21 protein-coding genes and 1 tRNA gene are annotated in these 26,269 nt (G+C 58.8%); 9 read left to right on the top strand and 13 right to left on the bottom strand.

Annotated features, from left to right (window positions below; genetic code table 11):
• Nucleotides 1-49: 49 nt before the first annotated feature.
• From infB to ACVWXW_RS07570, 7 genes are all read right to left on the bottom strand, one after another.
• Nucleotides 50-3,226, bottom strand: coding sequence for a translation initiation factor IF-2 (gene infB / locus ACVWXW_RS07600; RefSeq protein WP_457403404.1), 3,177 nt, complete (start codon nucleotides 3,224-3,226; stop codon nucleotides 50-52).
• A gap of 375 nt (nucleotides 3,227-3,601) precedes the next feature.
• Nucleotides 3,602-3,910: a YlxR family protein gene (locus ACVWXW_RS07595; RefSeq protein WP_457403403.1), complete on the bottom strand. Its 309-nt coding sequence runs from the start codon at nucleotides 3,908-3,910 to the stop codon at nucleotides 3,602-3,604.
• A gap of 44 nt (nucleotides 3,911-3,954) precedes the next feature.
• On the bottom strand, nucleotides 3,955-4,974 hold the full coding sequence (locus ACVWXW_RS07590; RefSeq protein ID WP_457403402.1) for a response regulator: 1,020 nt from the start codon (nucleotides 4,972-4,974) through the stop codon (nucleotides 3,955-3,957).
• Between the two features lie 515 nt (nucleotides 4,975-5,489).
• Nucleotides 5,490-6,359, bottom strand: a complete 870-nt coding sequence (locus ACVWXW_RS07585) for a prohibitin family protein (RefSeq protein ID WP_148202707.1) — start codon at nucleotides 6,357-6,359, stop codon at nucleotides 5,490-5,492.
• A 51-nt stretch (nucleotides 6,360-6,410) separates the two neighbouring features.
• Entirely contained in the window at nucleotides 6,411-6,695 is a 285-nt protein-coding gene (locus ACVWXW_RS07580; protein WP_041436379.1) for a hypothetical protein, read from the bottom strand.
• Nucleotides 6,692-7,258 carry a thylakoid membrane photosystem I accumulation factor gene (locus tag ACVWXW_RS07575; protein WP_011432764.1) on the bottom strand — a complete coding sequence of 189 codons (567 nt, stop codon included), beginning with the start codon at nucleotides 7,256-7,258 and terminating at the stop codon, nucleotides 6,692-6,694. The genes ACVWXW_RS07580 and ACVWXW_RS07575 overlap by 4 nt, the downstream gene beginning before the upstream one ends.
• Nucleotides 7,259-7,391: 133 nt before the next feature.
• Nucleotides 7,392-8,570, bottom strand: coding sequence for a TRC40/GET3/ArsA family transport-energizing ATPase (locus tag ACVWXW_RS07570; RefSeq protein WP_414332153.1), 1,179 nt, complete (start codon nucleotides 8,568-8,570; stop codon nucleotides 7,392-7,394).
• Between the two features lie 143 nt (nucleotides 8,571-8,713).
• On the opposite strand from ACVWXW_RS07570, the gene psbQ reads away from it, so the two are divergent.
• Nucleotides 8,714-9,157, top strand: a complete 444-nt coding sequence (gene psbQ / locus ACVWXW_RS07565; RefSeq protein ID WP_414349863.1) for a photosystem II protein PsbQ — start codon at nucleotides 8,714-8,716, stop codon at nucleotides 9,155-9,157.
• 361 nt (nucleotides 9,158-9,518) lie between these two features.
• On the opposite strand, the gene ACVWXW_RS07560 is transcribed toward psbQ, so the two are convergent.
• Nucleotides 9,519-10,400, bottom strand: a complete 882-nt coding sequence (locus ACVWXW_RS07560) for a Tab2/Atab2 family RNA-binding protein (protein WP_011432767.1) — start codon at nucleotides 10,398-10,400, stop codon at nucleotides 9,519-9,521.
• Nucleotides 10,401-10,418: 18 nt separating this feature from the next.
• Complete coding sequence (locus ACVWXW_RS07555; protein WP_414424831.1) at nucleotides 10,419-10,895, bottom strand: VOC family protein; 477 nt, start codon at nucleotides 10,893-10,895, stop codon at nucleotides 10,419-10,421.
• A 299-nt stretch (nucleotides 10,896-11,194) separates the two neighbouring features.
• Between ACVWXW_RS07555 and ACVWXW_RS07550 the strand changes: the two genes are divergently transcribed.
• Nucleotides 11,195-12,334, top strand: a complete 1,140-nt coding sequence (locus tag ACVWXW_RS07550) for an energy transducer TonB (RefSeq protein ID WP_457403400.1) — start codon at nucleotides 11,195-11,197, stop codon at nucleotides 12,332-12,334.
• A gap of 169 nt (nucleotides 12,335-12,503) precedes the next feature.
• Here ACVWXW_RS07550 and ACVWXW_RS07545 read toward each other — a convergent pair whose 3' ends face one another.
• On the bottom strand, nucleotides 12,504-13,211 hold the full coding sequence (locus ACVWXW_RS07545) for an RNA-guided endonuclease InsQ/TnpB family protein (protein ID WP_011432770.1): 708 nt from the start codon (nucleotides 13,209-13,211) through the stop codon (nucleotides 12,504-12,506).
• Nucleotides 13,212-13,467: 256 nt separating this feature from the next.
• Here ACVWXW_RS07545 and gcvT point away from each other — a divergent pair, with 256 nt between their 5' ends.
• Complete coding sequence (gene gcvT, locus ACVWXW_RS07540; protein WP_457403399.1) at nucleotides 13,468-14,592, top strand: glycine cleavage system aminomethyltransferase GcvT; 1,125 nt, start codon at nucleotides 13,468-13,470, stop codon at nucleotides 14,590-14,592.
• A 9-nt stretch (nucleotides 14,593-14,601) separates the two neighbouring features.
• On the opposite strand, the gene ACVWXW_RS07535 is transcribed toward gcvT, so the two are convergent.
• On the bottom strand, nucleotides 14,602-15,561 hold the full coding sequence (locus ACVWXW_RS07535) for a sigma-70 family RNA polymerase sigma factor (RefSeq protein WP_011432772.1): 960 nt from the start codon (nucleotides 15,559-15,561) through the stop codon (nucleotides 14,602-14,604).
• 934 nt (nucleotides 15,562-16,495) lie between these two features.
• Between ACVWXW_RS07535 and ACVWXW_RS07530 the strand changes: the two genes are divergently transcribed.
• The 5 genes from ACVWXW_RS07530 to ACVWXW_RS07510 all read left to right on the top strand — a co-directional run bounded on the left by ACVWXW_RS07530 (nucleotide 16,496) and on the right by ACVWXW_RS07510 (nucleotide 24,553).
• On the top strand, nucleotides 16,496-16,870 hold the full coding sequence (locus tag ACVWXW_RS07530; RefSeq protein WP_457384385.1) for a DUF1257 domain-containing protein: 375 nt from the start codon (nucleotides 16,496-16,498) through the stop codon (nucleotides 16,868-16,870).
• Nucleotides 16,871-16,892: 22 nt separating this feature from the next.
• Entirely contained in the window at nucleotides 16,893-18,008 is a 1,116-nt protein-coding gene (locus ACVWXW_RS07525; RefSeq protein ID WP_457403398.1) for a pentapeptide repeat-containing protein, read from the top strand.
• A gap of 111 nt (nucleotides 18,009-18,119) precedes the next feature.
• The gene (locus ACVWXW_RS07520) at nucleotides 18,120-20,495 is read left to right on the top strand and encodes a phosphoketolase family protein (RefSeq protein WP_457403396.1); all 2,376 of its coding nucleotides are present in this window, start codon (nucleotides 18,120-18,122) and stop codon (nucleotides 20,493-20,495) included.
• Nucleotides 20,496-20,643: 148 nt separating this feature from the next.
• Nucleotides 20,644-21,666: a phospho-N-acetylmuramoyl-pentapeptide-transferase gene (gene mraY / locus ACVWXW_RS07515; RefSeq protein ID WP_457403416.1), complete on the top strand. Its 1,023-nt coding sequence runs from the start codon at nucleotides 20,644-20,646 to the stop codon at nucleotides 21,664-21,666.
• A 295-nt stretch (nucleotides 21,667-21,961) separates the two neighbouring features.
• Nucleotides 21,962-24,553 (top strand): DUF3536 domain-containing protein, encoded by a 2,592-nt coding sequence (locus tag ACVWXW_RS07510; protein WP_457403395.1) that lies wholly within the window; start codon nucleotides 21,962-21,964, stop codon nucleotides 24,551-24,553.
• A gap of 42 nt (nucleotides 24,554-24,595) precedes the next feature.
• Here ACVWXW_RS07510 and ACVWXW_RS07505 read toward each other — a convergent pair.
• Nucleotides 24,596-24,669 (bottom strand) — tRNA-Pro (locus ACVWXW_RS07505).
• A gap of 144 nt (nucleotides 24,670-24,813) precedes the next feature.
• On the opposite strand from ACVWXW_RS07505, the gene ACVWXW_RS07500 reads away from it, so the two are divergent.
• Entirely contained in the window at nucleotides 24,814-25,269 is a 456-nt protein-coding gene (locus tag ACVWXW_RS07500) for an HHL1-like protein (RefSeq protein ID WP_457403394.1), read from the top strand.
• Here the strand turns inward: ACVWXW_RS07500 and ACVWXW_RS07495 are convergent.
• Nucleotides 25,266-26,177, bottom strand: a complete 912-nt coding sequence (locus ACVWXW_RS07495) for an alpha/beta fold hydrolase (protein WP_457403393.1) — start codon at nucleotides 26,175-26,177, stop codon at nucleotides 25,266-25,268. The two genes, ACVWXW_RS07500 and ACVWXW_RS07495, sit on opposite strands and share 4 nt — an antisense overlap.
• Nucleotides 26,178-26,269: the final 92 nt, after the last annotated feature.

The raw sequence follows: 26,269 nt of genomic DNA, 5'->3' as shown, positions 1-26,269 counted from the left end.
CGAGAACACAGGCCTGACCGGCAGGCCAACCTGAAGTGCCTTGATGAAGCTAGACAGAGGCCAGCGTCCGCCGCTTGGTGACCATCTGGTACACCTCGATGATGTCGCCTTCCTGCCAGGATTGGAACTTGTCGATGCCGATCCCACACTCGAAGCCGGCAGCCACCTCCCGCACGTCGTCCTTGAAGCGCTTCAGGGAGTCTAGACGTCCCTCGTAAACTACCTCCCCTCTGCGGCGAACTCGCACCAGAGCATTGCGCTGCACCTTGCCCGAGAGCACATAGCTGCCGGCAACCGCACCGCGCCCGATGGGGATCACCATGCGCACTTCCGCTTGGCCCAGCGGCTCCTCCACTTCTTCCGGCTCCAGCAAGCCCTCCATCGCTGCCCGCAGATCGTCCAGCAGGTTGTAGATGATGTCGTACTCCCGCACATCCACGCCCTTGTCATCGGCAGCCTGGCGGGCGCCGGGGGCCAGGGTGGTGTTGAAACCGAGGATGATGGCGTCGCTGGCCGCAGCCAAATCCACATCGGTTTCCGTGATCTCGCCAGGGGCCGCCAGCAGAACCCGCAACTGGACTTCCTCTTGGGGCAAGTCCCGCAGCGCTGTCTGAATGGCCTCGGCGGATCCCTGGACATCCGTCTTGATGATCAAGTTCAACTCCTTGAGCTGACCTTCTTGGGCTTTGGCGGAAACGCTACCCAAGCTCACGCGACGAGACAGCAGCGCCTGTTGTAGACGGGTTTGCCGCAGCACCTCCGCCCGCTCTTGGGCAATGCGACGGGCCTCTTTTTCGTCGGTGTAAACCTGAAACTCATCCCCGGCTGCCGGGACTTCATCCAAGCCCAGCAGTTGTACCGCCGAAGACGGCCCAGCTTCCTGCAACCGCTGGCCGCGATCGTCCATCATCGCTTTGACCCGGCCCAGAACGGCCCCGGCCACCAGGGTGTCTCCGACCCGCAGAGTGCCATTTTGCACCAAGAGGGTAGCCACCGGCCCGCGAGCTTTGTCCAGGTGGGCCTCGATCACCGTGCCGCGAGCGGGACGATTGGGGTTGGCCTGCAGCTCCGCCACATCGGCCACCAATAGGATCATCTCCAGCAGAGCATCCAGGTTACGGCGGGTGAGAGCGCTCACCTCCACCATGGGCGTGTCGCCACCCCACTCCTCTGGCAATAGGCCGTGCTCCGCCAACTGCTGCTTGATGCGCTCTGGCTGGCTGCCGGGCTTGTCGATCTTGTTAATGGCCACGATGATCGGCACCTGAGCCGCCCGCGCATGGCTGATCGCTTCCAGAGTTTGCGGTTGTACCCCATCGTCGGCGGCCACCACCAAAACCGCAATGTCGGTGACGCGGGCTCCCCGGGCGCGCATGGCGGTAAAAGCCTGGTGGCCAGGAGTATCCAGGAAAACGATGCGCCGCTTCTGGCCTTCAAAGTTCACATCCACATGGTAGGCACCGATGCGCTGGGTGATCCCGCCAGCCTCTCCCTGCGCCACTTTGGTGTCGCGGATGGCATCGAGGAGGGTGGTTTTGCCGTGATCCACATGGCCCATGATGGTCACCACCGGCGGACGCGAGACCAGATGGTCGATGTCCTCCACGTCCAGCATTTCGGTTTTTTTAGCCTCGGGTTCTGCCTCGGGTCGGCGAATCTCATAGCCCAACTCTTTGGCCACCGACTCGGCCAGCGACTCATCCAAGACCTGGTTGATGGTCACCATCACCCCTTTGAAAAAGAGGGTTTTGATGATCTCAGTTTCGGCCACGCGCAGGCGATGGGCCAATTCCTGAACGGTGAGGCTGCCATCCAAGAGCAACACCTTCTCTTCGGGCTCTTCGGGCAAGGGCTCTGTCCCGCTGGCGCGATCGGCAGCACCAGCCTCAGCGGAGGTAGGTTGCTGCTGCAAACGGGCAGCAGGGCGGGGGCGGGCAGGGGGAGCAGCCGTTGCCGCGGGTGGGCGATAGGAAGGAGGCTTGGCGGTGGGGCGAGCCAAGGGCTTGAGGGCGTTCAGCTCAGCCTGCTTGACCGCTGAAATGATGGTCATGGGATCCAAATCCAAACCATCTCCATCTCCTTCCCCCCGTCTCCGACTGCGTTTGCGTTTGGCTTGGACGCGGGCAGCCCGCCGACTGAGAGCTTGTAGCTCGTCGTCCTCTTCTTCTTCCGTTTTGCGCTTGACCTTGGGTGGGGTAGGTCTTACGGGAGCCTCCGCCAACACTGGGCTGGGACGTTCCCCAGGGATTCTTTCTGGCAAGGGAGAGGCAGCATCTGGGTCAGGGGGAGCCGGCTTGGCCACAGGACGGGTAGGGGGCCCCACCAATTCCATCCGCCGCTGCGGACGAGGAGCTTCACCGACTTTGCCGCTGCTGGAACGGTTTTCCTCAGTCACCGGAGAACGCGTGCCAGGGCGAACAGGTGCGCCCACCAGTTGTGGACGGGGGCGCTGCGCAGGTGGAGGAGAAGGAGCTTTTTCTTCCGCAGGCTGAGGAACGCGGGCGTGGCTGGGGGATGGTGCTTCTGAGGGGCTGGGGCGACTGGGCTCGGGAGCTTTTTGCGGCGGTTCAGGCCGCTCTGCCGGCAGTTCTGCCTCGGAGGTAGCTCGTCGAGGGGGCGAGAGTACGATTGGGCGCTTGGCCACAGGACTGGGCTCCGAGCCGCTGGCTTTGGCCGCGGCAGACTCAGAGGGAGTGGGAGGGGTTGCCGGTTGAGAAACAGTCTCCGGCTTTTGGGTGGCCTCAGACGAGCGGACAGGAGGGCTAACTTGCCGCCGCGGTGGGCCTATGAGCTGAGCACCACCGCTGGCAGATCCTTTTTCGGGGGAGACTCGCTCAGGTCGAGACAGCGAGGGCTTGGCAGCCGGCGGAGTTTCAGCAGTCTTGGCTTCGCCAACTGGGGCTTGCTGCTGAACGGGCGTGGGCCGACGAATGCCGACGATCGCGCTAGCGGTGCCGGGAACTTTCTGCTGAGGGCGCTCACCGACTTTGGCTTCAGCAGGAGGCTCCGGCGGCAGGCTTTCAGATGGGAGTTTGGGCCGGGGTCGAGGAGGTTTCACAATGTGGGGGGCGCCCAGCTTGCTGCGCACCAACTCAGCTTGCTCCGGAGAAATGGTGCTGCTGTGGGTTTTGAAAGGGATCCCCAGTTGCTCACAAACCTCCAGCACATCCCGACTGTCACGCCCCATCTCACGGGCAATATCATAAATTCGAACTTTATCGGTCATTCGTCTGCTAGCCTCTGCTCCTTTACTTCTCGTCAGTTTTACTATCCAAACTCAATGGGAACCAAGTTATTGGGTTGAGCCGAACCTTTCGGGCTTGCGGGGGCTTCCTCCGGCGCATCGAGAACAGCTCGGCAATCCTCCGGGGATCCGGCCTGAAGGGAACCCAGGTCTGAAGCTGCTCTGGCAACATCCGCAGGGGACATCCAGTAGGGCAGCCAGGGAAAGAATAGATGGAAACAGCGCCTCCAGAATAACCTCTCTGCAGCTCCTCCAGCCTGACCTCAGTTTTCCGGCCAACTCCCATTCTGACAGTTGAGAGGGGCTGTCGTGTAGTTCGCAACCTGATGAACCTAAAAGGGCGTTTAAATATCTTACCTATGTTTGGGAATACCTCTGAGGCTCAGGCTTTTGGAGGAGATGTCCCTGGGAATCTTGCTCAAGAGAATCCAGCAGCCGTTGGAACAACGAGTCAGGCACAGGTGCCTTGAGGGCTCGGTTTATCTGTTGCTTGCGCCGGGCTGCTTGCAGACATTCCAGCCGCCGACAGACATAGGCAGAGCGCCCCATACCCCCGCCCAAAAGCACTTGGTGGGAATCAAATTGTCTGACCAGCCGCCACAGTTGTGAGCGAGGAAACAACTGGCGACACCCTACACAACGACGCAGCGGATCGGCACCCGGCAAAAGACTCTATCCTGCTGATACACTACAAGCAAGCTCTATCCAGCCTACTCCAAATCTGGCGCCTGCGATCGCAGAAACTCAAAGAAATACTCCACCAACTGGGGATCCCGCCACCCTCTGGCTGTTTCTTCCCGCAAAATGTCTATAGCCTCTTGAGCAGTGAAAACTCGCTTGTAAGGTCGCTCTGAGGTGAGGGCGTCGTAGATGTCGATGATCTGAAAGATGCGGGCCACCAGGGGGATCTCTTCCCCCTTGAGGCCGTCGGGATAACCGCTGCCATCCCAACGCTCGTGGTGGTGACGGATGAGGGGCAACACCTCTTTCATGGTGCGTAGTGGGCGGCAGATTTGCTCCCCGATCAAGACATGGGATTTCATCACCTCCCACTCTTCCGGGGTATGTTTGCCTGTTTTACCCAAGATGGCATCGGGTATGCCCACTTTGCCGATGTCGTGCAGGTAACCTCCCCACATCAGCACCTTGATCAGGGGACGGGGCAGATGTAAAAACTCGCCGAAGCTCTTGGCCATTTGTACCAAGCGCTCACAGTGATCCCCGGTGGTGGGATCCCGGCTTTCCACACTGCGGGCAATGGCGAACAAAACCTGGGCAGCATGATCCAAGTCTTCATTGAGGTGCTTTTGGCGAACGAGGGAACGCACCCGCGCCAACAATTCCGACTCGTCAAAGGGCTTGCTCAAGAAATCATCTGCCCCAGCTTCAATACCGCGCACGCGATTTTTGCGATCGCTGGCCGCTGTAATCAGCACCACCGGGATCAAACGCGTCTCGTCATTGGCTTTGATGCGCCGACAGACCTCGAACCCATCCAACCCCGGCATCATCACATCCAGCAAGATCAGATCCGGCTGGAAGGTTTTCAACATCTGCAGGGCTTGATTGCCGTTTTCGGCCTCGCTGACCCGATAGCCAATGCTCTGCAGCAGATCCCCCAGCAGCAGGCGGCTGTTGGGCTGATCATCGACGATCAAAAGATGACCGATCTCTGTCTCATCCGCCTCATCCGCAGAAGGTGTGACAGGGATCCCAACTGTCACGGGCATCTTGGGCATCTCGAGTTTGGCGAGTTGGGCACAGGAAAAGCTGGTCACTGCAGGATCCCAGTAGCAACACCTCTACGGTAATCCCATCAGAGAAAAAAGAGCATCAGGCTTTACACTGAGCTGCTCCGGGAAAGGGAAGGGTTTTCTCCCATCAACCCAGGGCTTTGTGAGCAATTGTACAAAGCCTAGATATCCTGGCAGCCTCCTTCTGTTTAGTCTGATACAGATGCTCCGGAGAGTGGATGCCCCAGTCAACTCCCCAGGCTCCTACGTCAGCTTGCCAGTTGAGTGTCGGGCCCGGTATTTGGCCCCCGGAGTACCGGAGAGTGCTGGGTTCTCTATGAATGCAAAATGAATGCAAAGGCCGAGAATTACGGCCCATCAAGAAATTAAGGGGCACAGCAGCAACACTTCTCTGGGAGAGGGGCTGGGGCTGATGGTCTGTTGAGAACGGGCTTGGAGTGGATGCACCTGAACTGGATGGATCCAATCCTAACTTGGGACTCTCGAATCGATTACTTGTTGAGAAAGTCCCCCAGATTGAGGATGGTGTTTTGCTCGCTGACGATGGCTTGGATGTCGTCGGGCAAGTTGCGGACATACTCGAGCTGGATGACGTTCGGGTTGCTGCGCAGCGCTTCCCCTTTGAGGGCGATGGCTTGGGCCTCACCGCTGGCTTTGACAATCATTCGTTGTTTGATGAGTTGAGCCTGCTCTACGCGAAACACTTCTCTTTGCTTCTCTTGCTCGGCAATTTGTTTGGCTTCGATGGCCGACTGAAACTCTTTGGAAAATTCCACATTGCGCAAGAGCAAGCTCTGCAGCACCAGCCCTTCTGGCTGCATTAGGCGAGAGAGCTCAGCGGCAATTTGTTCTTGGATTTCAGCTCGTTGCTCAGAATAAACGCCAATGGCCGAATAGCGGGCGATAACATTGCGCACCACGGCTTGGGAGGCGGGGCGAATAATTTTGTTCAGGTAATCGGGGCCTACATTGCGATGGATTTCGGGAACCCGGTCCGGATCCAGGCGATAGCGCACCGAAACATCCAGATCCACCCGTTGCCCATCGGCAGTGAGAGCGGTGAGGGTATCGTCGGCTTTGACGCTGCGCTCTTCACTTCGGCTGGTCATGTTGTAGGTTTGGGTGCGCACATCGTAAAGGGTGGGGAACTGCAGCACCGGAATCAGCAGATGGATCCCCTCGCGGCGGGGAGTCATTTCCACTCCCGTGAGGCGGTTGAAGATGACGGCTTCGTAGCCGGGTTGGACAACCAGCAGACAACGGGGCAGGAGGGTCAGCAGCGCCAAAAGCAGGCCCAGCAGAGGCAGAAAGCGCGAAGTCTTGCGGTCAAGACTAAATGGTCTAGGGCGTCGCATGCGCATGGGCAAGGGCTCCGGGATCCAAGAGCTTTTTTATCTTAAGGGGTGTGCTGGCTAGCTCAGCACCCAGCGCTGCAGGGCAATGCCCAGCAGCAGGCCAAGGCCGCCGAAGCGTACCACCTGCCAAAAGGTAGCGGGGACAGGATTAAACACCTCTAGCACATAAGCCTGCAGGCGTTGCTCCAGTTGACTGGCTTCAGCTTGGATTTCGGCCCATTGTTCAGGGGAAAGCTGGGCTATGCGCTCCAATTCTCTGAGGTCGGCAAGACGAGCCTGGAGACTCTGGAGTTTTTCCTGCAGAGCCTCGAGAGGATCAAAGGGATCGGGATTGGCCGTCACGGCTGGGCTTTTGTGGGGGGGTAGGCTTGGGGAGAACGGGATCCGGCAAATCCGGTTTGGATCTCGTTGAAAGGTTTGGCTTTGATCAGCCCTGGGGGAACGGGATCCAACTTGAAGAGGGCGCGAATAGCGTTTTCCACCTCGGTGATGGGGCGGTTGCCGACGGATTGATAGACGATATTTCCCTCTGGGTCGAAGAGGAGGGTTTGAGGCACTTGTCCGGTGTAGTATTGGCCGCGCTCGTCGCCGGGCAGGAGGGAATCGACGGAATAGGGGATGAAATAGACCCCCAGCCCGTAGCGAACCTGCAGGTTGGCAATGGTGGCGGCGTATTTTTTGCAATCGCTACTGTCATCGATGTAATACACGAGGAGGGCCGGGATCCCTTGCTCTTTCGCCTGCTTCAAGGAAACGCGGGGGGGGATCATGCCGCCATTGGCCCCGTAGAGGGCAAAGATGTTGCCATCGTAACGGTCGTCGTTGAGCAGGGCGCTGGCGGGAGGGGAAAACCAACCTGTCAAAGCGATGAGCAGAGCCACCAGGAAGATACGAAGCAACAGCATGATCTCATCCTCTTCTGAGAAGGGATCCTCGGCGATCCATCTTTAGAAGTAGGGAACACCCTCATTGTGCCATCTGGCGCTGACGCTGCCCCGTTGCCGTTCAACACTGACGCAACCAAGAGCAGCTACAGCCTCAAGCAGCAAAATGAATGCGCAGGTAGTCTTCTTCCATCTTGGCGCGGGCCGGGGTCATGGCCGCTAAAGTCTGGGGCAGAACCAAGTTGCGGCGGTGGTTGCCGATGCGGATGTTCAGCTCATCCCCGGTTTTGGTCAATTCCACCTGCTCTTTCGGGATCCCGGGCAAGTAAAGATCCAGCCGGTACTGGCCGTTGTCGGTTACCACATTCAGGGTTTGCTCGGCATAGAGCACGTCCGCCGGGTTGCGATCCCCCCAGAGGTCTTTTTTCAGGCGGGCTAGGGCGTCCCATCCCACCAACTCCTCGGAGTACAGCGGGATCTCGAAGACCGGCAGGGGGGCAAAGTTTTCGTGGATTTCCTGGCGATATTTCTGTTGGGCTGCCTTCCAGGCGGCAAAGTAGGGATCCACCACTCCATCGGGCAAGATGCGGTTGGCAATCACCAAATCGGTGGCCACCCCGTAAAGGCTGAGGTAGGCGTGGGCCCGCAGCGATTCTTTGATCACCATCTTTTCGGGGTTAGTGACCAGCCGCACTGAGGTGATGCGGTTGTTGGTGAGGATGCGCTCCAGCCGCTCAATCTTCTGATAGAACTCATAAGGAGCATCCAGCACCTGGTCATTCGGCAGCGGGATCCCGGTCAGCCCCTTCACAATCGGCTCGGCAATAGGACGCAGCATTTGCGCCAGCCCCTGCAGGGGTTTGTAGAACCTGCGCATGTACCAGCCAGAAACATCCGGCAGGCTCAAGAGGCGCAGGGCCGTGCCTGTAGGGGCCGAGTCGATGATCAACACATCGAACTTGCCTTCGTCGTAATGGCGATTCACCCGCACTAGGGCAAAGATCTCATCCATCCCTGGCAAAATCGCCAGCTCCTGTGCCTGCACCCCATCTAGCCCTCGCGCCTGCAACACCTGGGTAATGTAGGTTTTGACGGATCCCCAATTCAGCTCCAGTTCGTTGAGGGCGTCCAGCTCCGCCCCCCAAAGGTTAGGTTTGACCTCGACCGGCTCATGGCCCAAGGGCTGATCGAAGCTATCGGCCAAAGAGTGGGCCGGATCTGTGCTCAGCACCAAAGTTTTCAGGCCAATCTCGGCACAACGCCAGCCGGTCGCCGCCGCCATCGAGGTTTTGCCGACTCCACCCTTGCCGGTCATGAGGATGATGCGTTGCATGAGAGTGCCATTTACATTCTTTTACATCCCTAGCCTAACCGATTTGCTGTGCTCTTCGAGAGGCAGCCAAGGGGCTGAGGTGCAGCCAGCGGGTAAACTATTCATTTGATTACCAAATGATTGCCAAAAAGCTGATGGCAATCATGGCCAAGAAGTCAAGCCTGTTGCAGGCATGTGGGAGGTATGTGATGATCTGTCGCTGGCGGAGTGTGTTGCTGGTTGCCATCCTGACATTGGGGCTGTGGCTGGGATCCCTTTCTGTGCAAGCGGCTGCTGGCCTGCCCCGAGAGCTGCAACAACTGGAGCAACAGGTAGAGCGGCTGCAAAGCCTGGTGGAGGCGGAGGACTGGTTGGAGATCCGCTCCTACATCCACGGGCCGATGGGACTCACTCGTAAGACCTTGACCGGCCTGGCGGCTACCCTGCCAGATAAACAAAAGCGGGAAGTGCTGCGCCTGGCTAAGGAGATGGGCCGCAGCTTAGAACAACTAGACTTTGCCGCCAAAGCCTATGACCAACCCGAGGTGGAGGCAGCCCAGGCCAAGGTGAAAAAGACCTTGCAGGCGCTGGAGGCTGTGTTTTCCTAGTGAGGATCCCTTCTCTCTTTGGCGACTTTGGCGATATGGTGGTTTCAAGTTAGGGTGAGACGCCTAGGCCACTGATCGCGCCAGCAGGACGGAGTCCTTGAAAAGCCTTCTGGCCCTGCGCATTCAAGGTTTTGGGTGCGGATGCAGGGCCCTAGTTTGAATCGAAAACGCAGTCATTTCAAGTAGTGTAGTCATTTTTTAAACAGGTAATGAAACATTTCTGTCGCATTGGTCTCTAACTCCCCTCTCCCTCTGGGAGAGGAGCTGGGGGTGGTCGCGGCAGCGGCGCGGAGCGTTTGGGGAGTGTCTCAATCTAGTTTGAAATGACTGTAATTTACAAACAGGCTGTAACGGCTGCTACTTACAGCGGATGTTGCATCAGCCAGAAGCCGGCGAAAGACTGGGCCCTGAGATCGGTTTGAATGGCAAGAAAGTGGAGCCCCTGGGCCTGCTGCTGGCGCTGGGCAAAGACTTCTGCCTCTGTTCGCAGTGTTTCATCTCTCAATTGTGCAAACAGATAACAATCGTTGAGGCCCGCCTCGAGCAGTAGCCGTCCGTCTGCCACACTCAAGTAGGCGGGTTCCATACCGCTCATCCAGGCTGCCATCGGCAAAGCCCGCTGCGAGGTAATCACCAAGCCGGGAATGAGGGTGCTCCGCACCACTGGTGCCAATGTGTCGGGCGTCAAAGTGTCCCAGGCAACCGGAAAAAGCTCGCCAAATTCTATCGGCCAGGCGTCGGCTTCCCGCAGATCCTCAGCTCGCAAGGTCACGAAGGCCCAGCGTTCTCCCTGCAACTTGTCCGGCAGACGGATGGGATCCGGCGGATCCGGATCCACAGGAGGTTCGGGGCTGTAGGTAAACTGAGTCTCTTGAGGGTAAACCTGCTCTGCCCGTTCTCGCATCCAAGCTTTGAGGGTGTAAACGCGACGACTGGGCAGCATCGGGATCCCAACCGCATCGCAGGCCCGTTGCAGGATGGAACTCATGCGGGCTCGAAACACACGAATGGCCGAGGGAGGCTGGGGAGCCGCTTCGAGGTAGCTCCGCAACTGTCGTGCCACCCAGGTGCTATTCACCTCTTGGTTACTGCAATACTGCGCTTGGCGAAACCGGCCGGTGGGATCGCATACCAACAGCTCCCAAACCCTTCGGTTCTGCTCATCCCGCAGGGGGACGGCGTTGAAATCCATCTGCCAGATAGGGCCGCGCGCGGGGCCAGAACGCAGGGGTTGAGTGGCCAAAGGTTCCTCCTGTTTGCACTACATGCCACTTGAGCGGGCCGGGGATCGTTCGCGCGAGCGGTGGGAAGCACTGTCCCCGACCAAGGCCAACTCCCGCTCCCCAAAAATGGCGGAAGCGTGGCGGTAGTACTTAAACTCCAGCAGGTTGTAGAAGGGATCCTGCAAAAAGAAGGTGCCGTGTTCCAAGGGGGTGTCAACAAAGCGCCAACGCGGCTCCTGATAAAAGGGCAAGGCTCGCTCCAGGGCACGGTCGGCCAGCGCCTGCCAATCCCCTTGGGTAGGGAAGATCAGGCCAAAATGACGAGGGTAGATGCCCCGCTGGGGCGTCAGCTCTTCGTGGGTGAGGTGGGCCACCAGTTGATGGCCGTACAGGTTAAAAATAACGGCAGCAGAGGTTTCTCGACCGATCTCACAGCCCAAGCCATCGCCGTAGTAGGCCTTGGCCAAGGCAATATCGGCAACTGGAAAGGCCAGATGAAAGCGGATGGGTTCCATAACGTCGCTCCTAAAAAGCCACCAAAAGTGCCCCACCAGCCAACATCAGAGCCAGCACCCCGAGCTGTGGGGCTTTTCCCCGGCTAATGGGATCCCCGCTCTTTTCAAGGTAGGCGATCTTAGAGCTGCTGCAAGGTGGGATCCCTTCCCGAGCCCGAGATAGACTATACGCCTTTGCGCAGGAGTGCCAACTGCTCGGATGCTATAACACTAGCTGGGGTGTTACCCCCGTGGCCCAGTCTGCAACAGACAACTCGGTGTGTTGAGAGCGTTGAAGAAAGGAAAGGGCAATCTTGGCTATGACCAGCATCTGGATTGAGCAGCGCCGCCGCGAGGATGAATCTCGCAACTTTTTTTGGATGGTGGCGCTGTCGCTGCTGCTGCACGTGCTGGTGCTGCTGGGATTGCTCCACTTGGGGCGGCTTTGGCTCACTCGCGAGCCAGAACAAGAAGCCATTGAGTTTATCCTTCTGGATCCAGAAGAGCTGCAGCCCCCAGAGGAAGCAGATCTGGTTTCAGAAGTTGATTCCCGCGATGGGGGTGAGCGGGTAGAAGCCCCTCCGTCTCAAGGCAGTCCACCTCAATCTCAGGCCGCCCCTCCCCAGGAGGCCCCTCCGCCGCCGCCGCCAAGACCCCAACCACCGCCACCGCCTGCCCCTGTTCCACCACCACCTGCCCCGGCTGCAGTTGCCCTGGCAACCCCAACTCCAACCCCTCCACCCAAGCCCACGCCTACCCCAACCCCCGCTCCCCCTCAGCCCACCGCGACCCCGACTGCGGCACCGTCCCCTCCCACGCCTGTCCCCAGACCTACTCCGACCCAAACTCCACCGCCTGTGGCGGCTGCTCCCTCCCCAAGGCCCACTCCCCCGCCAACTGCGGAGCCCTTGCCCATACAGCCAAGCGAGCGGGTTTCGGATCCCAGCCAATTGGCTCCCGTTCCGCCCGCTCCGCAACCGGTGACAGAGGTTCTTCCCGCCCAGCGGCCCTCTGACTCTTCCCAGTTGGGGCCTCCGGTCAGTGCCTCTGCTCCCAGCAATGGAGCCGGGATCCAGGGCAGTGGAGCTAGTGGATTGGCCAACCCCACCCAATCCGCTCCCAATCCCCCCAGTGTGGCAGCGCGGGCCAATGTGGATTGGGGTCCTTGGCTGGCCGCTTTGCAGCGAAAAGTGGAGCAAAATTGGATACCTGGGCAGACCGGTACCTCGCGCCGCACAGTGGTGATCTTTACAGTGGGTCGAGCTGGCGATCTGCAGAGCATTCGCCTGGGGCGCACGTCCGGCAGCCAACAAACAGACGATGCAGCGCTGACGGCTATCCAGAGGGCAGCTCCCTTCCTGCCCCTGCCTGAGGCTTATGAGGGCAACTCGGTGACAATTAATTTCACCTTTGATATCAACGTGCTGGGCCAGTTGACTGTAGGGGGATCCGCCAAGTAAACTACCCGACCCTGACTGCTTCGCGGTACAGAGTAGGCTTTTAGTAGCCCTGCAGTTAGTAAACTAACCACGGACCTCTGGGATGGTTTACGACACCCCCAATCGACCGTTACCAGTGCCTTAAACAACCGTTCCTGGTGTCCGCAGTATTATTATATCACAAGTTATATCACAAGGCAAGTGAAGTTGTGTATTCCTCCCGATACTGACTTAATCTGCGCTGGTGCTGCTTTAACCTCCTTTCGCTGCGTCTGAGAAACTTTGGACACTCTACAGAGTTGCCGTTCTGGTCGGTGTAGAAAGCCTTCCAGCCCAAGTCAATGCCAATAACATTGCCTGTGTATTCTCCCTGCTCCTTGCGCTCCACATCCAAGCAGAACTGGGCATAGTACCCATCTGCCCTGCGTATCACCCGCACCCGATTGATTTTGGAGTTTAGGATATGGTGTCTTGCCTCACCATTGCAGTACAAGGCAAATGTTCCTGCGTTGAAGCCGTCGGTGAACGTGATGGACATGCCGTCAGGAGACAGCTTCCAGCCGGACAGCTTGTACTCGACCGACCGACAGTTCTTCTTGAACTGCGGATAGCCTTTCCTTGGCTCTTTGTTCTTGCAACGGCGGTAGAAGTTGGAGAGGGCAGACCAAGCTCTTTCGGCACTAGCTTGACGGGCGGCAGAGTTGAGCTGGCGGGCGAAGGGGAACTCTTTGGCCAAGTCCTTGCAGAGGGAATACAGAACCGCTTTGGTCGCGCCCCGGTTATCCATCCAGTACCGTAGACACTTGTTTTGCACAAACTGCGCAGTGCGAATGGCTTCATCCAGAGCTTGGTACTGCTCTGCTGTGCCGTTGAGCAGCTTGGCTTCTCTGACCAACATATTGCTATTTTAAAGTGCTACGCACCGCTACCGCGAACAGCGTTCCTGAAGGGATAAAACGGTCTGCGCCTTACATCCCTACCCTCAAGGGCAGGGCTTTACGGCGTTTTCTCGGTAAAACCGCAGGGAGCGCTCCAGGTTGCCGACGCGGATCATGGTGTGGAGAAGGCGCATGGCACAAGCTCCGAGAAATGGGCGATGCTGCACTTATTTTAGTCTTTGACCTTTTAGTCTTTAGACCGCTGAGGATCCCTTGATGAGCCAAACGCCTCTGCAACGCACCCCCTTGTTCTCCCTTCATCAAGCTTTGGGGGCGCGATTTGTCTCTTTTGCCGGCTGGGAAATGCCGCTGCAGTATCGGGGAGTGATAGCAGAACATCGGGCAGTGCGGGAGAGGGTGGGGACATTCGACATTTCCCACATGGGCAAGTTCACCCTCTGGGGGCCGGAGCTGGGATCCCACCTCAGCCGTCTGGTTCCCAGCGATCTGAGCGCCGTTCCTGTGGGATCTGGTCGGTACACCGTCCTGCTCAATCCACTGGGGGGCATTTTGGATGATGTCATCTTCTACCGGCATCCACCGGAGGGTGAGCTGGAGCACTGGAGCGTGATCGTCAATGCAGCCACCCGGCAGAAAGATTGGGATTGGCTCAACCACCACTTCCAAGGGATCCCCGGAGTTAACCTGCAGGATCACTCCGATGCTCAGGTTCTGTTGGCGGTGCAGGGGCCGGCAGCCGAACAGGTTCTCCAGCCCTTTTTGGAGGGATCCCTGAAGGCTTTGCGCCGGTTTCAGCACGGTCAGTTTGCCGGAGCGGCGGGAGCCTTGGGAGAGTCTATCTTCGTGGCCCGCACTGGCTACACCGGAGAAGATGGCTTTGAAGTCATGCTCAGCCCCGAAGACGGCATCCGCCTTTGGGAGCAACTGATTCAGGCCGGCGTACAACCCTGTGGGCTGGGCTGCCGCGATACCCTGCGCCTGGAGGCTGCCTTCCATCTTTACGGGCAGGACATGGACGAGAGCACCACTCCCTTAGAAGCGGGCTTGGGCTGGTTGGTGAACAACCCAGGGGACTACATCGGCAAGCCCGCCATCGAAAGCCAACGGCAGCAAGGGATCCCTCGCCACCTGGTGGGGTTTCGCATGCTGCATCCGGCCATCCCCCGCAGCGGCTATGCCATCTACGCTCCCAACTCCCCTGAGCCGATCGGACGGGTAACCAGCGGCACCCATTCTCCCAGTTTGGGCTACGGCATCGGCTTGGGCTATGTCGCTCCGGCTTGGGCCAAGGTGGGATCCCGGCTGGAAATTGAAATTCGGGGGCAGCGCCAGCCTGCCGAAGTGGTGAAAAAACCTTTCTACAGTGCTGCGCACCGCTGACGCAAACGGTTACAGGTTCCCGTTAACCCAGGGTTTGGCAGCTTTGGGCGTGGAGTATTCCTGTTGCAGCCGCCGCAATTTCCGCAAGGCCCGCCGCTCAATTTGTCGGACTCGCTCTCGCGAAAGGCCGATGTGCTCCCCAATTTCCCGCAGCGTTAGGCCCCTCGATCCATCCAGCCCATAGCGAGCCACGATCACCTGTCGTTCTCGTTCACTCAGTTGGCCCACCAGCGCGCGGACTTCCTCTCGACGGGCAAGCTGGGTTAGGTGTTCAACAGGGTCGTTGTCTTCATCTGGGATGAAGTGCTGCAGCTCGGTGCCGTCTTCATCCCCTACCCCCACATTCAAGGAACGCATCTCTGCCATGTGGCGGGTGATCAGCTCCCGGTAGTTATCGCCAATATCCAGAGAATCAAAAACTTCTTCCGCTTGGGGACGGGATCCCCTTTCGGCAGATAACTCGCGGTAGCGCCGCTTCACCTGGGAGACCTTTTCGTACATGTGGGCCGGCAGACGGATCATCCGCCCCTTGTTTTGGATGCCCCGGTTCACGCTTTGCCGGATCCACCAAGTGGCATAGGTGGAGAACTTGTAGCCACGGGTGGGATCGAACTTTTCCACGGCGCGGGTGAGGCCGATGGTGCCTTCCTGAATCAGATCCAGAAACGGCAAGCCTCGATTGCGATAGCGCTTGGCAATCGACACCACCAAGCGGAGGTTACACTCCACCATTCGTTTCTTGGCTGCTTCCCCCTGCCGCAGGATCTGCTGCAGCTCTGCTAAAGGGATCCCCAGCCGCTGGCTCCAACCTTCCACAGACTCATGGGGCTGCCGTTGCTCCAAGAGCGTCACCATCCGCTGCACCTGGTGAGCCAGGCGGAGCTCTTCTTCAGCGGTGAGCAACGAGTAGCGGCCAATCGTCTTTAAGAAACGCCCCACCGCATCTTGCAAGTCAAGACTTTCTGACATATCAAACCCCACACCATAAATTCATGTCCTGTCAGAATCTCTACTTCTCCTGCTGCATCGGGCCCTCTTCCTACACACGAAGCTGACCTTTCTGCAAACAGCACCTTATTCATACCAGCACAAAAGCCTTTTCGTAAAGGCTTTGACTTCGAAAAATCTAATCCAGAACTCGGTGTTTGACTCACTAAATTTATTGAGGCTGCTTCACTAGACACTACCGGCAGTGCTTTAAGTCCTTTTTTATTGAGTAGTAACTCTACCTTAAGTAGGAGGGAAGAGATCAACTATTTTATAAACTCAATCTTAAGTTCTAGATAGATTGAAAAAATTATTCCACTTGCTTGACCAGTTTTTGGTACCAAATCAGATCTTCAAGAGATCTTCAAGAGACAAAAAAGCAATTTTTTCATCCAATTTGTGGGACTAGAGATGAGTATTTTTGTTCGCAGAGCCATCGGAAAAGCTTACTTGGCAAGGCACAGCAAGGGTCATCGGCGGGTTTTTGGAACGGCTTGGGGCTGGTTTGGTACCTCATCGCCGGCAATTCCAGCCGGAGACAGACGAGAACAGATCCCTGTGGGACAGATTTTTGCTGCTGCCTCCAAACATAGTGGAGACTATCGTCAATTCTTGACTTTAGACTCTAGATGTAGATCCAAGATTTCTGTGTTACCGAACACGCCAGGCGCGGATGCCTCAGCCTTGGTGCTCCGTACCGCTATCGCGAATGCCGCAGCGCGCGCCTACATAAGAAGGCAGGTCAGGCCAGCCCAGCGACCCTCCAGGCCCAGGTGTGTTGCACTCCTGCGGGAGAAAGGGGGAGCTGCGTTCCGCTCGCTCGACCCACCGCAGGATGGTTTACATTTCTTCCACCACCCCAAGGGCGCTTTATAGTGAGGATCCGGTCTCCATCGGTCAAAGGATTGGAAGGGCCATGTCTCACTTCACCACCCTGCAAGTGCAAATCAAAGACGCCGATCTCCTGGAAGAGACTCTGAAGGAATTGGGCTACGCTGTGCAGCGGAATGCCAGCCTGCGGGGCTATCTCTGGAACCGCACCCGCGCCGATCTGGTGATCCGGCAAAAGAATGGCTTCGACATCGGGTTTCGTCGCAACGGGGATCACTACGAGCTGGTGGCCGATCTGTGGGGGGCGGGCATCGATCCCAAGACCTTCCTGGAGCCGATTTTGCAGCGCTACGCCCACAAAAGTTTGCTGCGCTCAGCCCGTGAGCAGGGCTATACCATCGAGGCCGAAGAAGTGCTGGAGGATGGCACCATCCGCGTGGTGGTGGGGCGTTGGGTATAGCTAGGCCCATCGGCATCCGCCCATGGTAGGTAAGCCTCAGCCGGCTGTCAGGACTGACCAGGGATCCCGGCCCCAACCTTGGGATCTGGTGTTGGGGGGGCAAACGGCAACCGGGAGCGCCCCGGCCCATGCCTTGGTGTTGGGAGGTATCGAGGGGGCGCGGAGACGACTCGCCCATAGCGATGAAGCCGTGCGCTTAGCCACCCTGCCCCAGTTGCTGCAGTACGGGTCGGCGGGCCTGGCCGAACTCATTGAAGCCCTCGCCGGCAATAGCTCTTGGGCAGTCCGCTTGGCAGCTTGGCGGCTGTTGTCTCAGCTTGGCCAGCCGGAGGCAGAACGGGCCTGTCGCACCTACAGCCCTTTTCGCCCGGTGGGGGGAGCGCAAGGGGTGATCGTGGCCTATCGGCGGGGGGAGCGGGATTTTGCCTATGCAGACCTGGAGGGAGCCGACCTTCAAGAAGCACGGCTGGGGGGGATCAACCTGTGGGAGGCCAACCTGAGGCGGGCCAACTTGCGCTTTTGCAACTTCAACGGCGCCCGGCTGCGGCAAACGGATTTGCGCCAAGCGGATTTGCAAGGGGCCAAGCTGAGCGGAGCCGACTTACAGGGAGCCGACCTGCGGGGATCCGACCTGAGGGGGGTAAAAGTTAGCGGCACCAGCCTGCGGGGATCCCAGCTTTCGGAAGAGACCCACCTGGAAGAACGGGTGCGCCACATTTGGCAGTTGCAAAACTGGGGGGGACAGGGACAGGATTTCTCCGGCCAAGACCTGAGCAAAGCCGATCTGCGGGAACTGGTGCTCTGTCAGATCCGGCTGAGGGGAGCGGATCTGAACCGGGCCGATCTGCGCGGATCCAACCTGGAGGGAGCGGACTTGGGGGGAGCCAACCTACAGCGGGCGGACTTGCGGGGGGCCAACTTGCAAAATGCCGACCTGGAAGGGGCCAATCTCAGCGGCGCCGAGCTGCGTCAGGCCCAGTTTCAGGGGGCTAACCTGCGGCGGGCCGATGTCAGCGGGGCCAACCTAACCCAAGCCAACCTGGAAGGAGCTCAGATCGAAGGGTTAAAGCACAGCGGATCCCGGATTGCCGGCCTGATCTTTCCCGACGGCACCCCGATCAAGCCCTGGTGGTGGTAACAGGTGCCTACCGCTCACCCAATGAGCCAAATCCAAAGGAATCCCAAGATCCCCCGGCAATTGGGCAAACCCGGATCACCATAGGAGTAGAGATACCTATGGAGTACAGCTATGGTTCTGGCAGAACAGCTCTCGACAAAACCGCTCACCGCCGACGAGCTTCGCAAAATGGATGCCTACTGGCGGGCCGCCAACTATCTGTCGGTCGGGCAAATCTATTTGATGGACAACCCGCTGCTGCGAGAACCCCTGAAACTGGAACACGTGAAGCCACGCCTGCTGGGGCACTGGGGCACCACACCCGGGTTGAACTTCATCTACGTGCATCTCAACCGCATCATCAAACGGGAAAACCTCAACATCCTCTACATCACCGGCCCCGGCCACGGTGGCCCTGCTCTGGTGGCCAACACCTACTTGGAAGGCACCTACAGCGAGGTGTATCCCAACATCGGCCAAGACGCCGAAGGCATGCGCAAGCTCTTCAAGCAATTCTCCTTCCCCGGCGGCGTGCCCAGCCACGTGGCTCCGGAAACCCCTGGCTCCATCCACGAGGGGGGAGAACTGGGCTATGCCCTGGCCCACGCCTTTGGGGCTGCCTTTGATAACCCCGATCTGCTGGTGGCCTGTGTGGTGGGGGATGGAGAAGCGGAAACCGGCCCCTTGGCCGCTTCCTGGCATTCCAACAAGTTCCTCAACCCCATCCACGACGGAGCAGTGCTGCCGATTCTGCACCTGAACGGCTACAAGATCGCCAATCCCACTGTTTTGGCCCGCCTCAGCCGTGACGAGCTGCAAAATCTGTTTGTGGGCTACGGCTACAAACCCTACTTCGTAGAAGGCTGCGAGCCGGCAGAGATGCACCAGTTGATGGCCGCCACTTTGGACACGGTGATCCACGAGATCCAAGAAATCCAGCAGCATGCCCGCAGCAAAAGGGATCCCACTCGTCCCCAATGGCCGATGATCATCCTGCGCACCCCCAAAGGCTGGACCGGCCCCAAAGAGGTGGACGGCAAAAAGGTGGAAGATTTCTGGCGCTCCCACCAAGTGCCCCTGGCGGATCTGGCCAAAAAACCGGAGCACCTCAAGGCTCTGGAGGACTGGATGCGCAGCTACAAGCCGGAAGAACTCTTCGATGAAAATGGCCGTCTGCTGCCGGAGCTGCAAGAGCTGGCCCCCAAAGGGGAAAAACGCATGGGGGCTTTGCCCCACGCCAACGGCGGCCTGCTGACGCGGGAGCTGAAAATGCCGGATTTCCGTCGCTACGCCGTGCCTGTCCCCCGCCCCGGCACCACCGAAGCCGAAGCCACCCGAGTTCTGGGGCAATTTTTGCGGGATGTGATGAAGCTCAACCCCCACAACTTCCGCCTCTTTGGCCCCGATGAAACCGCTTCCAACCGCTTGGATGCTGTGTTTGAGGCCAGCGACCGCACCTGGGTAGCTCCCATCTACGATTGCGACGAGCACCTCTCCCCCGATGGACGGGTGATGGAGATCCTCAGCGAGCACGTCTGTCAGGGCTGGCTAGAAGGCTATCTGCTGACCGGGCGACACGGGTTCTTCTCCTGTTACGAAGCCTTCATCCACCTGGTGGACTCCATGTTCAACCAACACGCCAAATGGTTGAAAACCACCCGTCACATTCCTTGGCGGCGGCCCATCCCTTCCCTCAACTACCTGCTGACTTCCCACGTGTGGCGGCAGGATCACAACGGCTTCAGCCACCAGGATCCCGGCTTTTTGGATCACGTGGTCAACAAAAAGGCCGAAATCATCCGCGTCTACCTGCCCCCGGATACCAATACTTTGCTCTCGGTGGCCGACCACTGTCTGCGCAGTCGCCACTACGTGAACGTGATCGTGGCAGGCAAACAGCCGGCCCTGCAGTACCTGGATATGGATGCGGCCATCAAGCACTGCACCCAGGGCTTGGGAATCTGGGAATGGGCCAGCAATGATCAGGGTTCAGAGCCGGATGTGGTCATGGCCTGCTGTGGCGATGTGCCCACCATGGAAACCCTGGCGGCGGTGGACTTTTTGCGGCAGCACCTGCCGGACATCAAGATCCGGGTGGTGAACGTGGTGAACCTAATGAAGCTGCAGCCGCCCAGCGAACACCCCCACGGCATTAGCGACAAGGAGTTTGTCAGTATCTTCACCCCCGACAAGCCCATCGTGTTTGCCTTCCACGGCTATCCTTGGCTCATCCACCGCCTCACCTACCGCCGTCCCAACCACCACAACCTGCACGTGCGCGGCTACAAGGAGGAGGGCACCACCACCACCCCCTTCGACATGTGCGTTCTCAACCAGGTGGATCGCTTTAACTTGGCCAACGACGTCTTGGAGCGGGTGGAGCGCTTCAAGTACCGGCGGGATCACGTCCAGCAGCTTATCCGGGACAAGCTGGTGGAGCACAAGCAGTACATCTGCAAACACGGGGAAGATCTGCCGGAGGTGCGCAACTGGAAGTGGCCCTATTGAAGGGATCCCCACTCAACTAACTTTCGCCTCTGAGCTCTGGCAGGATAGAGTTTTTGAGGGTTTGGAGGTTGAGGGTGTGAGGGGTTCAGAAAGAGTGGATGCGGATACACTTCCTGATCTGGAGCTGGAAGAAACAGAGTGGGGCGGGATGGCGCTCTCGCTGGGGCTGGGTTTAGCCCTCTCGGCCCTTGTGATTGGGATCCGCCCCCAGGTGGTCGTTCCTTTTGGATTGAGCGCGTTGGGTTCGGCCCTGCTGGGATCCCCGCTCATCCCCGGGTTGCGGCGCTGGAAGGCGGGGCAAGTGATCCGCCAGGAGGGGCCCCAATCCCACCAGAAAAAAGCAGGCACACCCACCATGGGCGGGATCAGCTTTTTGCCCGTGGGGCTACTGGTGGCGGGGATCTGGAGCGGCTGGGATCCCCATTGGCTGGCCGTCGCGCTGCTCACGCTGGCCTACAGCTTTGTCGGCTGGCTGGACGATTGGCTGGTGATCCGACAGCAATCCAACAAGGGGTTGTCTCCCAAGCACAAGCTGTTGCTCCAGGTGGGGATCGGTCTGGTCTTTTGCGGCTACCTGGCCTGGCAGGGGATCCCGACAACCCTAACGCTGCCCGGAATCGGCACCCTAGCTTTGGGCTGGCTGTTCTGGCCCTTGGCCCTGTTTGTGTTGGTGGGCACCAATAATGCCGTAAACCTCACCGATGGTATGGACGGCTTGGCGGCAGGGGTGGTGGCCATCCTGCTGATTGGGCTGGGGCTCCTTCACAGGGATCCAGAGCTATCGGTGTTGGCTTTCACCCTGAGCGGTGCCTGCTTGGGGTTCCTGGTTCACAACCACCACCGGGCGCGGCTGTTCATGGGCGATACCGGATCCCTGGGGTTGGGGGGCGCTCTGGCCGGGTTGGCGCTGCTGGGGGATCAGCTCTGGGCCTTGGCCCTGATGGGGGGAGTGCTGGTGGCAGAGGCGCTGTCGGTGATGCTGCAGGTGGGCTACTTCCAATACACCAAACGCAAAACCGGCACAGGCAGACGGCTGTTGCGCATGTCGCCCTTGCACCACCATCTGGAGCTGGGGGGCTGGTCGGAGGTGCAGGTGGTGGGATCCCTCTATGGGATAACGGCGCTGCTGGTGGGGCTGGGCTGGGCCTGGTGGCACTGGACCGGAATGTGAGTTCGAGCTGGGGATCCACCGGGATTCCAATGGGGGCCTGACCTCAAACGGGTTGTTCGGCGTGGGAAATGGCCACCGGCAGATCGGCCCCCACCCGCTAAGTCCCGGGATCCCTTCTGTTGTGAGGAAAACGCAAAGATTACTGACCGATGTTTGTTCCCTGTCAAATTTCCAACTGAATCTTTTACATTCACCGTTGCAGATCGGGGATCGCTGTAACGTATAGATATGAACTTAAGTTAACATTGCCTTCCCCTGTAACCCAGTTGGAGGCCTCTAAAAGGAGTGTAATCTCATGATGCCGAGTGGCTCCAAAAATTCCGATAGGCCAGCGGCACAGTCAGGGCACAGCGATTTGGTCTCCGACCCGCCGATGCAAGCGGCTCCTTCTCCGGCAGGTGCTGCTGAGCTTTCCTCTGCGCGGCCGTACGTGGTGTTGCACGGCCATTTCTATCAGCCGCCCCGAGAGGATCCCTGCCTCAACCGCATTCAGCGACAGCCGAGCGCCAGCCCCTTTCACGACTGGAACGAGCGCATTTGGGCGGAATGTTACCGCCCCAACGCCTTTGCCCGCGTTCTGGACGACCAAGGACGGGTGGTGCGCATTGTCAACAACTATGAATTCTTGAGCTTTAACTTCGGCCCTACTCTCCTCTCTTGGCTAGAGGAGCATGACATTGAAGTTTACCAACGCATTTTGGCCGGCGACCGCCTCAGCGCTGAGCGGCTGGAGGGTCATGGCAATGCCATCGCCCAAGTCTACAACCACGTCATCCTGCCCCTGGCCAACGAGCGAGACAAGTACACCCAGATCCGCTGGGGAATTGCCGATTTCCAACACCGCTTCGGGCGCCATCCACAGGGCATGTGGCTGGCCGAAACCGCTATCGATGCAGCAACGGTCACAGCCTTGGTTGAGTGTGGGATCCGCTTCGTCATTTTGGCCCCCAGCCAAGCGCAGCGCATTCGCCCCTTGGGACAAACCGAGTGGATCGATGTCAGCCAAGGCCAGATCGATCCCCGTCGGCCCTACCGCTGCTTTACCCCCGATCGGGAGGGGTACTTGGATATTTTCTTTTTCGATGGCCCCATTTCCCGTGACTTGGGCTTTGGGGATATCGTTTACAGTACTTATTCGCTGGCGGAGCGGATCCGTTCCGCTCTGCGCTCGGACAAAGAGGGGGAAGCCTATCTGGTCAACTGTGCCACCGATGGCGAGACTTTTGGCCACCACAAGCGGGGTGTAGAACGCACGCTGGCCTATGCCTTTTGCGAGGAATTTCCCCGCCGGGGCTGGCAGGTGGGCAACTACAGCCATTTTCTCAGCCAACATCCCCCCACTTGGGAGGTGCAACTGAAACCGGTCACCGCCTGGAGCTGCGCCCACGGGGTAGGACGGTGGTCGCGAGACTGTGGCTGCGGAGCGGTGGGAGGGTGGCACCAACGCTGGCGGCAACCGCTGCGGGAGGCCCTCAACTGGCTGCGGGATCAGCTGGCCGAGATCTACGAGACGGAGGCCAGAGCCTACCTGCGGGATCCCTGGCTGGCGCGGGATCGTTACATCGAGGTGATTTTGGATCGGGAGCGCTGTGATGCCTTTTTGCAGGAGCACCAAAGCCACCGCCTCACCGCCGAAGATCGGGTGCAAGTGCTGCGCCTGTTGGAGATGCAGCGCTACAGCCAGTTGATGTTCACCAGTTGTGGCTGGTTTTTCGAGGAGCTATCCCGTCCTGAAGGGGTGCAGATCCTGCGTTACGCGGCACGGGCTATCCAGTTGGCAGCAGCAGTGGCGGATGTCAACCTAGAAGAGGAGTTTTTGCAGCGCCTGAGCAAGGCCCCCAGCAACCTCGACCTCTACAGAGACGGCAAGGGGGTCTATTGCGCCTTGGTGCGCCCCAGCTTGATCAGCCCGCAACGGCTGGTGGCTCAGCACGCCATGTTTTCCCTGTTTAACGGGATCCCCCGTTCCCAAGGATATGTGCTGGATCAAGTGGATCAAGAGCGCCTGACGATAGGCGGGTCGACACTGGCTATCGGGCGGGTGAAGCTCACTTTTCCCACCACCCGCGAAGAGCACGATCTAATCTACGCCATGCTCCATCTCGGCGGCTGGGACTTTCAATGTGGCGTCAAGCCGTTCGCTGGGCGGCGCATCTACGAGCAGATAAAAGCGCGGCTGCTGGCCGGATCCCACAGTCGGATACAGATGATCCTGACCCTGCAAGACCTATTTGGGCCGGAAACCTTCGACTTGAACGCCCTCGACGACGAAGATCGGCAGCAGATGATGCGCTGGCTCACTCAAGATACCCTAGACCGCCTGGCCCAGCTCTACCGCCAAACCTACCTGGACAATTACGGGGTCTTGATGGCCTTTCGGGCCGACGGCCTGCCGATCCCGGAAGAGTTGTTGGCTGCCGCTCAGATCACCCTCAACCAACGCCTGTTGACCAGTTTGCGGGCGATGGAAATGGAAGAGGGCAAGCGGGATCACCTGCTGGAATTGCGGGCAATTGTGCGCGAGGCCGAGCAGTTGGGGTGTCAGTTGCGGCGGGAAGAGGCAGCCCGGGTTCTGGATCGGCTCCTACAGCGGGGGATGTGGCACCTTGCCCACGCTTTTGAGCCGGAGACCTTCGGCGAACAGCTCTACAACCTGGAAGAATGGCTGCAATTGGCTGCAGACCTGCGCCTGCCCATCAACTTGGATCGCCTGCAAGAGCTCTATCTGACAGCGCTGGAGCGTCAAATTGGCCCGCGTTGCCCAGCTTGGCCCCAAGAAGACTGCCGAGACATTTCTGCCGAAAACCTGCACCGCCTCTTACAGGTTGGGCAGCGAATTCGGGTCAACGTCAATGCCTGGCTGCGTCACCTACACCCCCAAAATTAAACCCCCAAGATTAAGTTGAGAGCTCAGTGAACTTTAAAGCCATCGGGATGACAGGATTCGAACCTGCGACCCCTTCGTCCCGAACGAAGTGCGCTACCAAGCTGCGCTACATCCCGACTGACAGGCCCCTTTAACCGCCCGCCGAAGCTCAACAAGTATAGCACGCCGGCTACGAACAATGAGGACAAGGGATCCCCAGCAGAGAAGGGGATCCAATCTGCGCTAAGCTGCAAAAAATCCCCCCTCTCGTCAGCCCAAGTATGAGTCAGTCTAAGGGTTTCCGCAAATCCAAGCCTGAGAAAAAACCGGCCAGCTCCAACACTGCCAAGCGCAAGGAAGCCGCCAAACGGTACGACGAGCTGAAAGCCAAGGGGATGCCGGAGTTCAACATCTTTGCCCGCCGTCGCCAGCCCGCGCCTGGCCAGCCCAACCCTTGGCTGCCGGTGGGATCCCTGGCAGTGGGGCGTTCCAGCGCCATTCACCAGGCCATTTTCCAAAACGAGGAAGAACTCAAAAAAGCAGCCGTCAGGCTGTTTCCCCGTCTCGGCAAGGTGAAAGATGACCTGGAGTTTGGGTTTCGCCTCAAGGACAAGGACTTCCAAGACGAGCCGATCCAGGTGGCGATCCGTCCCCAGCCTTCACCCCTTCAAGTCTGGATGGCCAAAATCCGAGGTTGGTTGGGCCTCTCCAGCAAAGGAACCTCCAAAAAAGCTTAGACCGCCGCAAAGGCCCTGGGCAGCCAGCCCAAAATCAGAGGGTTGACCACCTCTGGGCGCTCGTCGTGGGGGCAATGGCCTGTATCGGGGATGGGGAGAAACTGGTAGTCGATCCCTTGCACATGGTTTTGAAAGCCGCGACCCCGTTGAATGGGCGTCCAGGGATCCCCTTCTCCCCAGAGCACCAACAGCGGGCAGCGCACCTGAGGCAATAGGGCTTCAGGAGTTGGGCCAGGGGGAGCGGTGAGAATCGAGGCAAACACCTGCTGAGCGCCCACATCACAGGAAGGGGCATAGAGAATCTCCACCAGCTCATCCGTAATGGCGGCGGGGTTGCGGTACACCTGCTTGAGAGTTGCGCGAATACGCTGCCGCTGCCGCACCCGATCGAACAAAAATGGCCCCGTCACCGGAGAAGCCGCCAGAGCGGTGAAAACACCCATGAAAAGGCGAAACATCGGGTTGAGCTCATGGGAGCGATGGTTCAATCCCCCGGCGCAGTTGAGCAGCACCGCCCCTGCTGTTAACTGGGGATGCCGGGCAGCCATCATCAAGCTGAGCAAGGCACCGATGGAATTGCCGATAAATACAGCAGGCTGCTGAATGTGCTGCTGCCAAAAATCCACCAGCAACTCCGCCCACAGATCCAAGGTGTAGGGGAGAGCAGGCTTGGCCGAGCCGCCAAACCCCAGCAAATCCAGGGCATAGACCCGGTATCCTGCCGCAGCCAGCACGGGGATGTTGTGCCGCCAATGGCCGATGGAAGCCCCAAATCCATGCACCAAGACCAGCGGGGATCCGGATCCCTGCACCACATAGCGAATGGCATGTCCGCGCCAGCTCCAGACTTGTGGAGCAAAAGGAGCAATGGCATCAACCGCAGAACCGGCAGGAGAAGCAGTCAGCACAGCCTGAAAACAGACCCAGTTAAAGATGTAGGTAGAAACTCAGAGCCATCCCTGTTCATCATAGCTTCGGAATGCCTTTGTCTCCCGTCTCT

The sequence above is a fragment of the Thermostichus sp. MS-CIW-30 genome (genome assembly GCF_054058015.1).
The sequence above is the reverse complement of the archived record's forward strand: the minus strand, read 5'-3'. Positions and strand labels throughout refer to the sequence as shown.